This is a genomic window from Nocardia sp. A7 (genome assembly GCF_046549215.1).
Lineage (GTDB): Bacteria > Actinomycetota > Actinomycetes > Mycobacteriales > Mycobacteriaceae > Nocardia.
Genome location: NZ_JAJPWE010000004.1, coordinates 679,586 through 693,240, shown reverse-complemented (window position 1 = coordinate 693,240; position 13,655 = coordinate 679,586). Strand labels below are relative to the sequence as shown.

12 protein-coding genes and 1 tRNA gene are annotated in these 13,655 nt (G+C 65.2%); 6 read left to right on the top strand and 7 right to left on the bottom strand.

What is annotated here, in order from left to right:
• Nucleotides 1-28 precede the first annotated feature (28 nt).
• From ACLJPD_RS25205 to aceE, 5 genes are all read right to left on the bottom strand, one after another.
• Nucleotides 29-1,285, bottom strand: coding sequence for a KasA/KasB family beta-ketoacyl-ACP synthase (locus tag ACLJPD_RS25205; protein ID WP_410875306.1), 1,257 nt, complete (start codon nt 1,283-1,285; stop codon nt 29-31).
• Nucleotides 1,286-1,294: 9 nt separating this feature from the next.
• Nucleotides 1,295-1,600, bottom strand: a complete 306-nt coding sequence (acpM, locus tag ACLJPD_RS25200; RefSeq protein WP_056821158.1) for a meromycolate extension acyl carrier protein AcpM — start codon at nt 1,598-1,600, stop codon at nt 1,295-1,297.
• Between the two features lie 81 nt (nt 1,601-1,681).
• The gene (locus ACLJPD_RS25195; RefSeq protein ID WP_410875305.1) at nt 1,682-2,596 is read right to left on the bottom strand and encodes an ACP S-malonyltransferase; all 915 of its coding nucleotides are present in this window, start codon (nt 2,594-2,596) and stop codon (nt 1,682-1,684) included.
• Nucleotides 2,597-2,723: 127 nt separating this feature from the next.
• The gene (locus tag ACLJPD_RS25190) at nt 2,724-4,025 is read right to left on the bottom strand and encodes a PucR family transcriptional regulator (RefSeq protein WP_410875442.1); all 1,302 of its coding nucleotides are present in this window, start codon (nt 4,023-4,025) and stop codon (nt 2,724-2,726) included.
• A 44-nt stretch (nt 4,026-4,069) separates the two neighbouring features.
• Entirely contained in the window at nt 4,070-6,850 is a 2,781-nt protein-coding gene (aceE, locus tag ACLJPD_RS25185) for a pyruvate dehydrogenase (acetyl-transferring), homodimeric type (protein ID WP_410875440.1), read from the bottom strand.
• A gap of 317 nt (nt 6,851-7,167) precedes the next feature.
• Between aceE and ACLJPD_RS25180 the strand changes: the two genes are divergently transcribed.
• The 5 genes from ACLJPD_RS25180 (at nt 7,168) to ACLJPD_RS25160 (ending at nt 9,831) form a co-directional block, all read left to right on the top strand.
• Nucleotides 7,168-7,716: a hypothetical protein gene (locus ACLJPD_RS25180; RefSeq protein ID WP_410875304.1), complete on the top strand. Its 549-nt coding sequence runs from the start codon at nt 7,168-7,170 to the stop codon at nt 7,714-7,716.
• Nucleotides 7,717-7,843: 127 nt separating this feature from the next.
• Nucleotides 7,844-8,266, top strand: a complete 423-nt coding sequence (locus ACLJPD_RS25175; RefSeq protein WP_410875303.1) for a DUF3052 domain-containing protein — start codon at nt 7,844-7,846, stop codon at nt 8,264-8,266.
• A gap of 73 nt (nt 8,267-8,339) precedes the next feature.
• The gene (locus tag ACLJPD_RS25170; protein ID WP_056821170.1) at nt 8,340-8,804 is read left to right on the top strand and encodes a peroxiredoxin; all 465 of its coding nucleotides are present in this window, start codon (nt 8,340-8,342) and stop codon (nt 8,802-8,804) included.
• Between the two features lie 32 nt (nt 8,805-8,836).
• A tRNA-Val gene (locus tag ACLJPD_RS25165) sits at nt 8,837-8,908 on the top strand.
• Nucleotides 8,909-9,087: 179 nt separating this feature from the next.
• Nucleotides 9,088-9,831, top strand: coding sequence for a DUF4145 domain-containing protein (locus ACLJPD_RS25160; RefSeq protein WP_410875301.1), 744 nt, complete (start codon nt 9,088-9,090; stop codon nt 9,829-9,831).
• Nucleotides 9,832-9,920: 89 nt separating this feature from the next.
• Here ACLJPD_RS25160 and ACLJPD_RS25155 read toward each other — a convergent pair whose 3' ends face one another.
• On the bottom strand, nt 9,921-10,139 hold the full coding sequence (locus tag ACLJPD_RS25155; RefSeq protein ID WP_410875300.1) for a hypothetical protein: 219 nt from the start codon (nt 10,137-10,139) through the stop codon (nt 9,921-9,923).
• A gap of 899 nt (nt 10,140-11,038) precedes the next feature.
• Between ACLJPD_RS25155 and ACLJPD_RS25150 the strand changes: the two genes are divergently transcribed.
• Nucleotides 11,039-11,839, top strand: coding sequence for a hypothetical protein (locus ACLJPD_RS25150; RefSeq protein WP_410875298.1), 801 nt, complete (start codon nt 11,039-11,041; stop codon nt 11,837-11,839).
• 1,330 nt (nt 11,840-13,169) lie between these two features.
• On the opposite strand, the gene ACLJPD_RS25145 is transcribed toward ACLJPD_RS25150, so the two are convergent.
• The gene (locus tag ACLJPD_RS25145; RefSeq protein WP_410875296.1) at nt 13,170-13,625 is read right to left on the bottom strand and encodes a hypothetical protein; all 456 of its coding nucleotides are present in this window, start codon (nt 13,623-13,625) and stop codon (nt 13,170-13,172) included.
• Between the last annotated feature and the right edge of the window lie 30 nt (nt 13,626-13,655).

Below are 13,655 nucleotides of genomic sequence, written 5' to 3'. Positions count from 1 at the left end.
CGGGGATCGGATGTGCAGTCTGCGGCGTTTACGCCCGACCGAAGGCGAGCGCGACGTTGTGCCCACCGAAACCGAAGGAATTGTTGATCGCGTACTCGATTTCCTGGCGACGGGCTTCCCCGTGCACCACATCGAGATCGATCTCCGGATCCTGGTTGTCCAGGTTCAGTGTCGGCGGAACAATACCGTCCCGGATCGCGAGCACCGTGAGGATCGACTCGAGGGCGCCGACGGCACCGATCGAGTGACCAAGTGCCGACTTCGGCGCGTACACCGAGGCATGCTGCACCCCGGCGTAATGGATCGCGTTCTTCTCGGCGAGGTCGCCGATCGGAGTCGCGGTCGCATGCGCGTTCACGTGCATGATGTCACGCGGGGACAAGCCGGCGGTTTGCATCGCGCGCTGCATCGCGCGTCCTGCACCGGTCCCTGCGGGATCAGGTGCCACCAGGTGGTACCCGTCGGAGGTGATACCCGCACCGAGCAGGCGTGCGTGGATGGTCGCCCCGCGCGCCTTGGCGTGCTCCTCGGTCTCGATGACCATGAGCGCACCTGCTTCGCCGAAGACGAAACCATCTCGGTCCTTGTCGAACGGCCGAGACGCGCCCTTCGGATCATGGTTGCGGGTGCTCGTGGCGCGCATCATCGAGAACGCCGCGATCGGCACATCGGAGATGTAGCCCTCGACACCACCGGTGACGACGATGTCGGCGTCACCCATCACGATCATCCGCCACGCGTTGGCGATGGCCTCCGAACCCGACGAGCACGCCGAGACCGGAGTGATCACTCCTGCCCTAGCCTTCAGCTCGAGACCGACGACCGCCGACGGACCGTTCGGCATGACCATCTGAACAGCCAGCGGCGAGATCTTGCGATAGCCACCGTTCTTCAGCTTGTCGACCGAGTCGATCAGTGCGTCGCCACCGCCGAGTCCGGTGCCGATCGCGACGCCGAGACGGTCGTTGTCGACCTCAGGGCTGCCCGCGTTCTTCCACACCTCACGACCGAGGACGGTCGCCAGGCGCTCGACATACGCCATGCGGCGGATCTCGACCCGGGTCAACAGGGTGTCGGGGCTGACCTTCAGGTGACCGCCGATTCGCACCGGCAGGTCGTATTCCTCGATGAAAGGGTCCTCGAGAACGTCGATTCCGCTCTCACCGTTGAGGAGCCCCTTCCACGTCGCATCGACATCACCAGCGATCGACGTGGTCGCCGCCATCGATGTGACGACGACGTTGGGGAAGTTCCCGTTCAAAGTACTGGGAGCAGGAGTGGTCAAAGTTCGGCCCTACTCGCCGGCGCTGTCGAACTTGGCCTTGAGCTCTGCGGCGACGTCGGCGTTCTCGGCCTCGAGCTTCTGGACGTAAGCGACGGAGTCACCGACAGTCTTCAGGCTGGCCAGATCCTCGTCGGGGATCTTGACGCCGTACTTGTCTTCCATCTGCACAGCGATCTCGACCATGGACAGCGAGTCGATGTCCAGGTCGTCGACGAAGGACTTCTCGAGGGTCACCTCGGAGGGTTCGATACCCGTAACCTCTTCGATGATCTTGCCGAGTTCTTCGACGATCTGTTCCTGGGTCAGAGCGGCCACTTTGGTGGCTCCCTTCTTGTTTCTATTTGTAGGGTTCGTGAACGGCCCGCACTTCGGTGTGCATGACCGCCGGGGGGAAAGCTAGCCCGAGGTGGTCAGGTCGGCCAACACGGGGAGGTCTTCCGGGGTCTTGAGGGCCAGATTGGGCGTGCCCTTCAGTTCCCGCTTGGCAATGCCGACCAGCGTGCCCGCCGGCGGCAACTCGACCACGGCCGAGACGGCCGCGGCGCGAATGGTCTCGTTGCACAGGTCCCAGCGCACGGGGCGCGTGACCTGAGCGGCAAGCTTTTCGATCGCGTCGGCGCCCGAGGTGACCGGCTGCCCGTCGAAGTTCGACAGCAGCGTCCGGATCGGGTCGCTCGGCGAGATCTGGGCGATGGCATCGGCGACAGCTTCCTGTGCCGGGGCCATGAAGACGGTGTGGAACGCACCGGCGACGGGCAACGCGCGGACCCGTGCCTTCTCCGGCGGGTTCGCGGCGAGCTCCGCCAGAGCTTCCAGGCGGCCCGCTGCCACGATCTGGCCGACCGCGTTGCGGTTTGCCGGGACGAGATCGAGTTCGGCGAGCCGTGCGAGCACGGTGGCTTCGTCGCCACCGAGCACCGCGGACATGCCGGTCGGCTCCAGTGCGCAGGCCTTGGCCATCTCCCGGCCGCGGATGGCGGCGAGGGCGACGGCCTCGTCGGCGGTGATGACACCGGCGACAGCGGCTGCGGCGAATTCGCCGACCGAGTGTCCGGCGACGACTGTATCCGCCGGAATCGACCCGGGGGCGATTTCGGCGAACGCGAGCAGTGCGGCAGCGACCACGAGCGGCTGCGTCACCGCGGTGTCGACGATCTCCTCGGCTGTCGCGGTGGTACCGAGACGGACCAGATCGAGGCCTGCGGCCTTCGACCAGAGCTCGAGGCGATCAGTCGCACCGGGAAGTGCGAGCCACGGCGTGAGCATGCCGGGTGTCTGGGACCCCTGTCCAGGGGTAAGCAACGCGATCACCCCTTAAGACAACACTGTGACCCCCGCCGCATGAGATGTCGGCGCGAATGAAGCTTTCCGATCGCTTTTGTAGGGGTCCCACAAAATCCGAGGTGGGGTGTCGGGATCGACCGATTCACCGATCCCGTTACAGGGGGTCGTGAGCCAATGGGATGGGCGGGGTTTCTGTGACAGTAGGAGACGATTCGTTATGCGTTCGTGTCAAACGGCCCACTGTTGCTGCAATCCGGAGCACATACGCGTCGCGAGGATTCATCGGATCACGGCCGGTGACTTCGCCGATTCGTTTGAGTCGGTACCGGACGGTATTTGGATGGACGTACAGCTGCCGAGCGCAAGTTTCTACTGCTCCGCCACAATCCAGATAGGCGTCGAGTGTGTCGGATAACGAAGATCCGGCAGCGGCCAACGGGAGCACAAGATACTCGTTCAACGCCTCTATCGCAGCTCGATCGCCCAGCAACGCGCGTTCGGGCAACAACTCCGTGGCGTGAACGGGCCTTGGCGCGCCACGCCAGCCCACAACGGCCTCCATACCCGCCAGCGCCTCGATCGCCGACGCGTGGGCCGCGCCGAGAGTGCGCATCGTCGGACCGATCACCACCGGACCCTCGGAGAACACCTCGGCCAGCAGATCGGTGAGGAACGGCGAGCCGATGCCCGACTCCCCCAGGTGCCCGCTGACCACCATCACCAGTCGCGCACCCTGCACCACCGCCAGCGCGGCCCTGCCGTGCTTGGTCGCGATGGTGTGCACCGCGCCGACCGTCGACACCCCCTGGTCCAGCGGGGGCGTGCCGACCAGGACCGTGGCGGGCGCCGTGGCGTCCCAGTTCAACGTGGCGGCCCGGGACAGCATGTCCGGACCGGTGTCGCCCCGAACCACCGCGTCGACCACCAGGGCCTCGAGGCGGGTATCCCACGCGCCACGCGACTCGGCGGCGCTGGCGTACACCGAGGCGGCCGCGAAGCCGAGCTCACGCCCGTATCGCAGCACCGCCTCGGTGAGCGCCACCAGCTGACGATCGTTGCGCGCCAGCGCGGGCAGCCACTGCTCGAAGAAGTCCATGGCCACCCGCACCATGTCCACCGTCTGGCGCAGCGTGAGCCGCCGCGCCAGATCCTGCGGAATCACCTGGAACGCGTCCAGGCTGAAGCGGATGTCGGAATCGGGATCCTGCAACCACTCCAGGAAGTTCACGACCGCCGTCTGCACCAGCATCTGCACGCCCGCTCGCTGCGCGGCGTCCAGATCGGCGAAGAACGGCAGCCGATCCTGCATCGACCCCACCGCCTCGGTGGACAGCCGGCCCGAGAACTGCTTGACCCGCCTGAGCAGCGTGTCGGGCAGCGGATCACGGGTCTGCCGATTCGGGGACAGCGCCCCCGTCGGCAGATAGACCTCGTGTTCGCTGGTGCCCTCGGTGATCCGACGGGGCCGCGGCGGTTTGCGCTCCACAGTCCAATAGTCCGCTACGCGAGTTCCTCTGCCGCGTCCGCACTCGGCTTCGGCGCGGCGGCCACGCTGTCGATGCCGTATTTCGCGGCCGCTTCCACCGCCTTGGCCTTGTCGAACGTGCCGTCCTTGACGAGACCTTCGAGCACCGCCACCACGATCGACTGCGCGTCGACGTTGAACACCCGGCGCGCGGCCGTGCGGGTGTCGGAGAAGCCGAACCCGTCGGTGCCGAGGGTGATGTAGTCGCCGGGCACCCACTGCCGGATCTGATCGGGCACCGCGCGCATCCAGTCCGTCGCGGCGACCACCGGCCCCCGCGCGGCCGAGAGCGCCTGGGTGACGTAGGGCGAACCCGGATCGGCATCGGGGTGCTTGAGCGCCGTGATCTCCTTGTCGAGCGCTTCCCGCCGGAGCTCGCCGAACGAGGTCACCGACCACACATCCGCGGCCACACCCCACTCTTCGGCCAGCATCTCCTGCGCGCGCAGGCCGTCGGGCACGGTCACGCCGGAAACCAGGATCTGGGCACGAACCTCACCCTCACCGCCGCGCTCGTACAGGTACAGCCCCTTGAGCAGACCCGCCACGTCGAGGTCGTCGGGCTCGGCCGGTTGCTGGTAGGGCTCGTTGTACAGGGTGATGTAGTAGAAGATGTTCTCCCCGCCGAACGTGCCGACCGTTGGCACGTCGGTACCCGGCAGCAGGCTCGTCGGTGCCTCGCCGCCGCCGTACATCCGGCGCAGACCGTCACGGATGATGTGCGCGATCTCGAACGAGAACGCCGGATCGTAGGTCACCACAGCGGGATTGCTTGACGCCAGCAGCAGCGACTGCCCGTCGTTGTGCTGCAGACCCTCCCCGGTGAGGGTGGTACGGCCCGCGGTCGCGCCGAGCACGAATCCGCGCGCCAACTGGTCGGCCGCGGCCCAGAAACTGTCGCCCGTGCGCTGGAACCCGAACATCGAATAGAAGATGTAGAGCGGGATCATCGGCTCACCGTGAGTGGCATAGGAGGTGGCGACCGCGGTGAACGACGCGGTGGAACCGGCCTCGTTGATGCCCTCGTGCAGGATCTGGCCGACAGTGCTCTCCTTGTAGGCGAGCATCAGTTCCGCGTCGACCGAGGTGTAGAGCTGGCCGTTGCGGTTGTAGATCTTCAGCGTCGGGAACCACGAGTCCATGCCGAACGTGCGGGCCTCGTCGGGGATGATCGGCACAATGCGCTTGCCGATCTCCTTGTCGCGCAACAGTTCCTTCATCAGGCGCACCAGCGCCATGGTCGTGGCGACCTTCTGCTTGCCCGAGCCCTTGCGCACCGAGCGGTAGGCCTCGTCGCCCGGCAGCGTCAGCGGCTTGGCGGCCGAGCGCCGCTCCGGCACGAAACCGCCGAGCGACTTGCGCCGGGCCAGCATGTACTCGATGGCCGGATCGGCCATGCCGGGGTGGTAGTACGGCGGCAGGTAGGGGTCCTTCTCCAGCTCGGCATCGCTGACCGGGATGCGTTGCAGATCGCGGAAGTCCTTGAGGTCCTGCAGCGCCAGCTTCTTCATCTGATGGGTGGCGTTGCGGCCCTCGAAGTGCTTGCCGAGGGTGTAGCCCTTGATCGTCTTGGCCAGGATCACCGTCGGCTGACCCTTGTGCGCCATCGCTGCCGAATAGGCCGCGTAGACCTTGCGGTAGTCGTGGCCGCCGCGCTTGAGATTCCAGATCTCGCTGTCGGACATGTTCTGCACCAGCGCCTTCGTGCGCGGGTCGCGGCCGAAGAAGTGGTCGCGCACGTAGGCGCCGTCGTTGGCCTTGTAGGTCTGGTAGTCGCCGTCGGGGGTGGAGTTCATCAGATTCACCAGCGCGCCGTCGCGGTCGGCGCCGAGCAGCGCGTCCCACTCGCGACCCCAGACCACCTTGATCACGTTCCAGCCCGCGCCGCGGAAGAACGATTCCAGTTCCTGGATGATCTTGCCGTTGCCGCGCACCGGTCCGTCGAGGCGCTGCAGGTTGCAGTTGATCACGAAGGTCAGGTTGTCGAGCGCCTCGTTCGCGGCCACCTGGATCAGGCCGCGCGACTCGGGTTCGTCCATCTCGCCGTCGCCGAGGAACGCCCAGACGTGCTGGTCGGAGGTGTCCTTGATACCGCGATCGGTGAGGTAGTGGTTGAACCTGGCCTGGTAGATCGCGTTCATCGGGCCGAGGCCCATCGACACCGTCGGGAATTCCCAGAAGTCCGGCATCAGCCGCGGATGCGGGTAGGACGGCAGGCCCTTGCCGAGGCCGCCGTGGCTGTACTCCTGACGGAATCCGTCGAGGCGGTCCGTGCTCAGGCGACCCTCGAGGAAACCGCGCGCGTAGATGCCGGGCGAGGCGTGGCCCTGGATGTAGATGTGGTCGCCGCCGCCGGGATGGTCCTTGCCGCGGAAGAAGTGGTTGAAACCCACCTCGTAGAGCGCCGCCGAGGACGCATAGGTCGAAATATGGCCGCCGACACCGATTCCGGGGCGCTGCGCACGATGCACCATGATCGCGGCGTTCCACCGGATCCAGGCGCGGAAACGGCGCTCGACTTCCTCGTCACCGGGGAACCACGGCTCGTTCTCGGTGGGAATCGTGTTGACGTAATCGGTGGAGGTGAGCGCCGGAATCGAGACACGGCGTTCACCCGCTCGCTCGAGCAAGCGCAACATCAGGTAGCGGGCGCGACCCGGGCCTTCCCGGTCGAGCATGTCGTCGAAGGATTCCAGCCATTCGCTGGTCTCTTCGGGATCGATGTCCGGAAGGTACGACGCCACTCCTTCACGGATGACCCGTACCCGTTCACCGGTTGGTTTGGTGGTGGATTCACCGCCCTCGGTGGGGGTCGCTACTGGATCGTTGGAAGCTGCAGAGTGGATCAGGTCGGTCAAATCTGCTCCTCGTGATGGGGGCTGAACTGCTTGGTCGGCGTCGCTATCCCCGGGCCTGCCCGCTTGGTGTGCGGACCACCCGTTACGAAAGGCTCGGGTGCACCCCCCATCCTTACCGAAACGGGTGCCGAGGTCATCACCTCAGCGGGAATACCATTAGGTAGGTTCTGCGGGGAATACCAGTCGCGCACGTGAGGGAGAGGGAACGCCGAACGATGAGGGTGCTGCACGCGCGTCGGCTGGGGCTGGTCTGCGCCTTTGCCGCCGTGACCGCGGGTTCGGTGATCGCTGGGTGCGCCGAGCAGATTCCCGGCTCACCGACGACCGACGCGGCCGAAGTGGCCGCCTACAAGACCGCGGCCGCCGCGTCGTCCTCGGCCGCCGCGTCCTCGCGCGCCGCCGCGGCGCGCGAGCGGGCGGTCACCGACAACTGCGGCCAGTTCCCCACCACCACCGGCGCCGGCGTCACCGCCTACAACGACTTCGTGTCCGCGCACGACGCCAACGCACCCGACTACGCGGCCAAGCGCGAGTCCGCGGCGACCACTCTGGACAACGCCGCGGCCAAAGTCGAGTCGGGCGTCATCGCCGCGGCGGGTGCGCTGCCGACCGAGCTGGCCGAGAAGTTCACCGCCTATGTCGTCGCCGCGCGCGAGCTTTCCGCGCAGACCAGAAAGATGACCTACAACTCACCCGTCGGCAAGCTCAACGAGGCCAGCCGCGCCATCAACCAGGCTCGGACCGCAGTCCACGACGCCTGTTGAGGGGGTCGATTTTGCCCTTCCGACACGCGGCATACGGTACCGATTCATCCGATCAGCTTGCGCTGCGGCCGATAACCATGTTCGCTTGCACCTATCTTACTGTCGGAAAGTTAGGGAGGACACCACCGTGGTCGCCGCGGCGGACGCGCAGAACTACGCTCAGAAGCTTGGCATTTCTCACGGCTTGGTTGTTCAGGAATTGGGCTGGGACGAGGACACCGACGACGCATTGCGCGCCGAGATCGAGGAGGTCAGCGGCGGCGAAATGGTCGACGAAGACTCCGATGAGGTCGTCGACGCCGTCCTGCTGTGGTGGCGAGAAGGTGACGGCGATCTGGCCGACGAGCTGATGGACGCCATCAGCCCGCTGGCCGATGAAGGCTTCATCTGGGTCCTCACCCCCAAAACCGGTCAACGAGGCCATGTCGATCCGAGCGAGATCGCCGAAGCCGCACCCACGGCCGGCCTCACCCAGACATCCACCATCAGCCTCGGCAGTTGGACGGCCTCACGGCTCGTTCAGCCGAAGGCACCATCGAAACAGCGCTGAATCCGCCGTTCGCTAGGGTCTCAGTTGGGCTCGCATGCCCGGCTGAGACCCGACACGACGGAGGATTCGTAGTATGCCGCTAGAGGTTGGCACTCTCGCGCCGGATTTCACGCTCAAGGACCAGAACAACCAGCCCGTCACGCTGTCGGATTATCGCGGCAAGAAGAACGTACTGCTGGTGTTCTATCCTCTCGCCTTCACCGGCATCTGCCAGGGCGAGCTGTGCAAGGTCCGTGACGAACTGCCCAAGTTCCAGAACGACGACGCCGAGATCATCGCGATCTCCGTCGGCCCGCCACCCACCCACAAGATCTGGGCCGCCGAACAGGGCTACCTGTTCCCCCTGCTGTCAGATTTCTGGCCGCACGGCGCTGTCACCCAGTCCTACGACGTCTTCAACGAGAAATCCGGCTACCCCAACCGCGGAACCTTCGTCGTCGACAAGTCCGGCTACATCACCTTCGCGGAGATGAACGGCCCCGGACAAGCCCGTGACCAGGCGGCTTGGGAGAAAGCCCTCGCCGCGCTAGATTCATAACCCGACACCGCCGGTACTCCCCGGCGGTGCCAGGGCGTATAGCTCAGCGGTAGAGCACTGGTTTTACACACCAGCGGTCGGGGGTTCGATCCCCTCTGCGCCCACCGAAGAAGTTGCAGGTAGACAGCCTGCAACTGTTCTAGATTGACTGCCCCACGCTAGCTACGTGGGGCAAACATGGGGCACAGAACACTTCTCTAGCTTGGCCGTGAGTCGCTACCGTCGAACAGTTCATGGCTGCAATGCGAACACCACTCGATCCCGGTCACTTCAGGAGAAGTCCATGAAGGAGCAGGTCAGGCGCCTCGCCACACGTTTCCTGGCCGACGACTGGCCCATTTTGGACTGCCCTGTCTGCCGGGTCGGACATCTAGCTGCGAAGCCCAGCGACATAACCTGCCACAACAGCGCAGAGTCCGTGCGCTACGCAGACGGAGACCCGACGACCATCCGGGGCACGATGTGGGGTCACCTCACTTGCACCAATCCGAGCTGCGGTGACGCGGTTGCGGTCGGCGGCGACGTGTCCGTTGACCTCACTGATGAAACCGTCTACAACTACGCCGACCTGTTCCAGACCTTCTACCAGGTACGCGTCTTGTACCCGGCAATTCGCGTAGTGGACGTGCCAGACGGGACGCCCCAATCAGTCGACGCCGCTCTGGTCGACGCTGCCGCCGTTGCCTGGCAGAACCCATCGGCTGCCATCGGCCTTTTGCGGACGAGTGTGGAACGACTGATGGACGCATACGCCATACCGGCACAGAACCAGGACGGCCGCTACCGAAGCCTTCACGCCCGCCTCGAAGACTTCAAGGCGAAGGAACCTGAGGCAGCCAAACCACTGTTGGCCACAAAGTGGGTCGGCAACCAGGGCATCCACCTCCCAGCTGACATGTCGATCGAGACGTTTTTGGATGTCGCAGAATTCATCGAGCTTGCGCTGGACCTGCTCTATCAACACGACACCTCGGCTGTCCGTGAACGAATCGAACGCATCCTGGCGTCAAAGAGGCTGGTCGACTAGACGGAGCCGACCTGAGTGGGTAATCGACCGCTCTCGTTCTGCGACTTCCAGTCCGGTCAAATAACGCTGGCTGCCAGGCATTTTGGCTACTACGGTTCGCGGTGTTCTCGCGGCGAATTGGCGACAACGACGCACCACAGATCGAGGTCCAGCTCCGCGGCGCGGCAACCGCAGATCTTTCGAGTGCCGGTCTTCCCACCAGACTCCGTCGGGAACACAATCCACCCGTCGGACAGCGTCGTTCCTTCGGCGAGAATGACCTCGATCTCCCTCGGTCCCGCAGCCTCGACGTCGACGCCGTCGGTCACCCAAAACGTTCCATTTCGTATGAAATACCGCACCTCGCAGCGGTGTTGACTGGTCCAGTAGCCAGGTGGCAGGGCCGGTGCTTCGACGGCGTTGTGATCCATACCTTCGACCGTAGGGCCAAAAATCCGCGTTTGACCGGGACTCCCACAGCCGGTGTGACTCCTTTTCGGACAAGAGGAGCCAGAGCCGTCGCTCGTCGTCCAGAGCTGTCCTACCCCGCTCCGGGCTGGGACAAATAGCCTTCGGAAGCGGTTGCGACAGCCCGTCAGACCACTCGTCCAACGCGCACGGCGACGGACCACGTCGTCGCGCGTAGGAGCCGAATCACGTTCGGTGGAAGCGCGCACTGAGCGAATACCCATGCAGCCAAAGTAGGCAGCCGCGGGCGCTCGCGGCTACACACAAATTTGTATGTGCGTTGCGGTAGACCGGCCGAACGGCTAGGTGCCCTGGCCTGGACGAACTACCACCGAGAGGACAAGATCATTTCCGGAACGTCAACTCTAATTGACATTCCGGAAATTGTCCTACCCTCACTTCGGACAGCGTCCTGCATCATCGGGTCGAATTGGCATCGCCTCCGCCCGCGTGAATAATCGAACGTATGTGCGAATCCAGGCGCCTCTACCTACGCAACGGGCTCTGGACTGAACCCGCGCCTCGCTTCTGCCCGAACGGGCACCGCCTCGGCCCCGGTCGGGTTCTCGTCGGCGCGATAGCTTGCTTGCGGATCGGCGGACATCACCGCATCCACACATGCCGCGCGTGCGGCACGACCATCTATAGCCCACCGCTCCACGCGGATTGCGAGCACTGATCTCATCCGGCCACCATGGCAGTTCTAGAACTGCTAGCCTGTGGGCAGTTCTAGAACTGCCCACGATTCGGGGAGCGCACCGTGGCCACTGCGACACTGACCGAAGACGAGCGCCTGGCGCTGGCCGCCGCGGGCGGCTGGATGATCGCCGACGCCCTCGCGGGCTACGACGAGGCCCTGTGGGACTCCCACGTCGGCGGGTCACTCGACGACCTGGCGCTCATGCTGCGCCCCACCTGGCGCGGATGCGGGTACGACACTCACAAGGGCTCGCTGTGGATCGGCCGCCGCCGCACCGACATTCCACCCGTCGTCCAGGTCACCCGCCACCGACTCGCTGCCTACGCCGCGACGCTGCCCGCCGACATGCGCGAGCAGCTGCGCGCCGACCGGCGCGGCCGCACCTACCCCGAGACGACCAGGCTGATCTGGTGGGCCCTCGGCCTCGGACACCCGCCGGCGGAACGCCGACCGCCGATGTCTTCCTACCGGAAGACCCCGGCCGGGCCGTGCGATATGCCTTGGCGCAACGCTCTCGGCAGTCCTGCGACTGCTACCGTCGCGGCCGTGACCACCGACCGCGCACCCGAGACCGTGTCCGCTACCGACCGCGTCGCAGCGCTGCGCGCGTCCTGGGCGTCCGGACAACCGCTCACCGGCGGCGCCCTGTTCGGGCTTCCCGCGCTGTTGGACGGCGACGTATGGGCCGACATCGCCGGTGCTACCGTCATCACCGGACTGCCGGCCAAAACGATCACAAGCTACTTGGCGAGAGACAAGCCGAAGTCGCGACCGTTCCCAAAGCCCAGCCAGTTTCTCGGTCGGAACTACTGGCCCGCGTCCGTCCTGCTCGCGTGGGCAGCCCTCCCCGCCGGGAACTAACGGCGGCCGGACCGGTCCGCCGCCCAGGTTCGTCGGCGGGGCCGGATCGGTAGCGCTGCGGTAGATCGCTCATCGGTAACCTTGCTTGGTGCTGTGAAGTTGCTGCTGGGCTCGCTACCTCGCCCGATCGGGATCGGCCCGCCTACCTGTGGGCTGCGGTAGACCGCTTATCGGTCCTTGCCTTGCCCACCCTTTTGGGCGGCCTGCCCCCGCGGCGAGCGGATATCTTTCCGCGGCCTCGGCCGCGATCTCCCCGGTCCTGAGCGCTGCTCGGCCTGTGTGGTGTCTGTCCCTCTCGGTGTGGCCTGATGGCGACTCGATCACGACGGCGGCGCGCGTCAAGGGTGGCGCAGCCATCGCGTAGCGACGCCGCAGGCGCCCTTGATGCTCGTTGTCGTCGTGATAGCCATCGAGCAGGCCGCGCCGCGAGGGACAGACACCACGCCACCGCGATGGACCGCGCGACCTTCGGTCGCGATACCCGCCACCCGACGCCAGGCCGCGCCGCACAGCTCCCGCTGTCACACGAGCCAGCGCACCACGCACTCACCGTGCACGCGCTACACCGGCCACGCCACCACGAGCAGCCGCGGCACTAGACCAACGCCCCGCGCACACGACACCACCGTCACCGACTCCCAACGCACCACGCCATAACCCACCGCTGTACTCCTAACGCAACCCATGTCTTTTTCTTTTGTCTTTTTCTTTTTCTCTTTTCTTTTATCTTTTCTCTTTCTTTTTTTCTCTTCTATATTTTTGATTTATCCCCCCCACCCCCTTCCACATCTCACTTTCGTTTCACGTAGTGGAAGTGAGATGTGGAAGGGGGTGGGGGGGATGGAGCAAAAATATATGCGCGTAAGCGCAGGTCAGAGCCTTGCGAGGTCAGTAGCGTACCGCCAAAAACTAGCCACAACTCCTGACACTTATTGTCTCGACGTTTGCTGAGGTTTTGGCTACTTTTTCGCACCGCTGACCTGCACCAAGATCGAATCTCCGTGGCAATCGAGCGCAGCGAGTGCGGCAGCACCAAAAACCCGGCCACGAACCAGCCGAGAGCCGAAACACGACGGGGACCGCCCTTCCTCGGCATTCAGCGTGAGTCCGGCTCCCGAACCCCTCAAGGGCGCTGCGCGTCGGCTGCGCCGATGGCCTGCGGCCACCCTTGACCGCTCCGGCATCCGAACTCATTTGGCCTTCGGAGGAAGGGCCAGGGGAACAGTTGGGGGAGCAGCTGGCCGATGGGCAGTTCCACGACTGCCGAACGGCTGAGGGCACGAAAAGGCCCCCGACCCGTAGGTCGGAGGCTCCTCGAGGAGGGGTGCGGTTACGCGGCGGGCGGGGTGTAGCTGCCGATGTCGTAGACGCGGCCGTAGCTGCTGTTCGCGAGCGGGCCGACGTAGAGCAGACCCTCGATCCGGCCACCGAGTGCGACGCCGCCGGCGCGGGCCCGGCGCACCCCGGCCGAGATGGCGCGCTGTACATCGCGGTCCATCGTGACCGCGCGCAAACCCTCGTCCTGCTCGTCGACGCGAGCCGCGGCGTCGATCTCGATGATCAGCTGCGAGTCGATCACCGGATCACCACCGGTCGACACCTGCGGTTTGCGGTTGATCCAGTACAGCGGCATTCCCTGGCTGTTGTGGCGGTGGCGACGGACCACGGCGACGATCTCGCCGGAAACTCCGTCGCCGACCTTCACGTCCTTGCCGAATGGATTGGTCGCGCCCTGGCCCATCAGCTCGGCGTTGATCTGGTCCAGGTCGGTCAGTGCGTTCGTCATGATGTTCGTTCCTTCGTTCGTATGTTGGTT

What these genes read in the sequence shown, in the direction of transcription:
- ACLJPD_RS25180 (WP_410875304.1), top strand. Translation starts at nt 7,168, where the DNA reads ATGAGGGTGCTGCACGCGCGTCGGCTGGGGCTGGTCTGCGCCTTTGCC.
- ACLJPD_RS25145 (WP_410875296.1), bottom strand. Translation starts at nt 13,625, where the DNA reads ATGACGAACGCACTGACCGACCTGGACCAGATCAACGCCGAGCTGATG.
- ACLJPD_RS25170 (WP_056821170.1), top strand. Translation starts at nt 8,340, where the DNA reads ATGCCGCTAGAGGTTGGCACTCTCGCGCCGGATTTCACGCTCAAGGAC.
- ACLJPD_RS25160 (WP_410875301.1), top strand. Translation starts at nt 9,088, where the DNA reads ATGAAGGAGCAGGTCAGGCGCCTCGCCACACGTTTCCTGGCCGACGAC.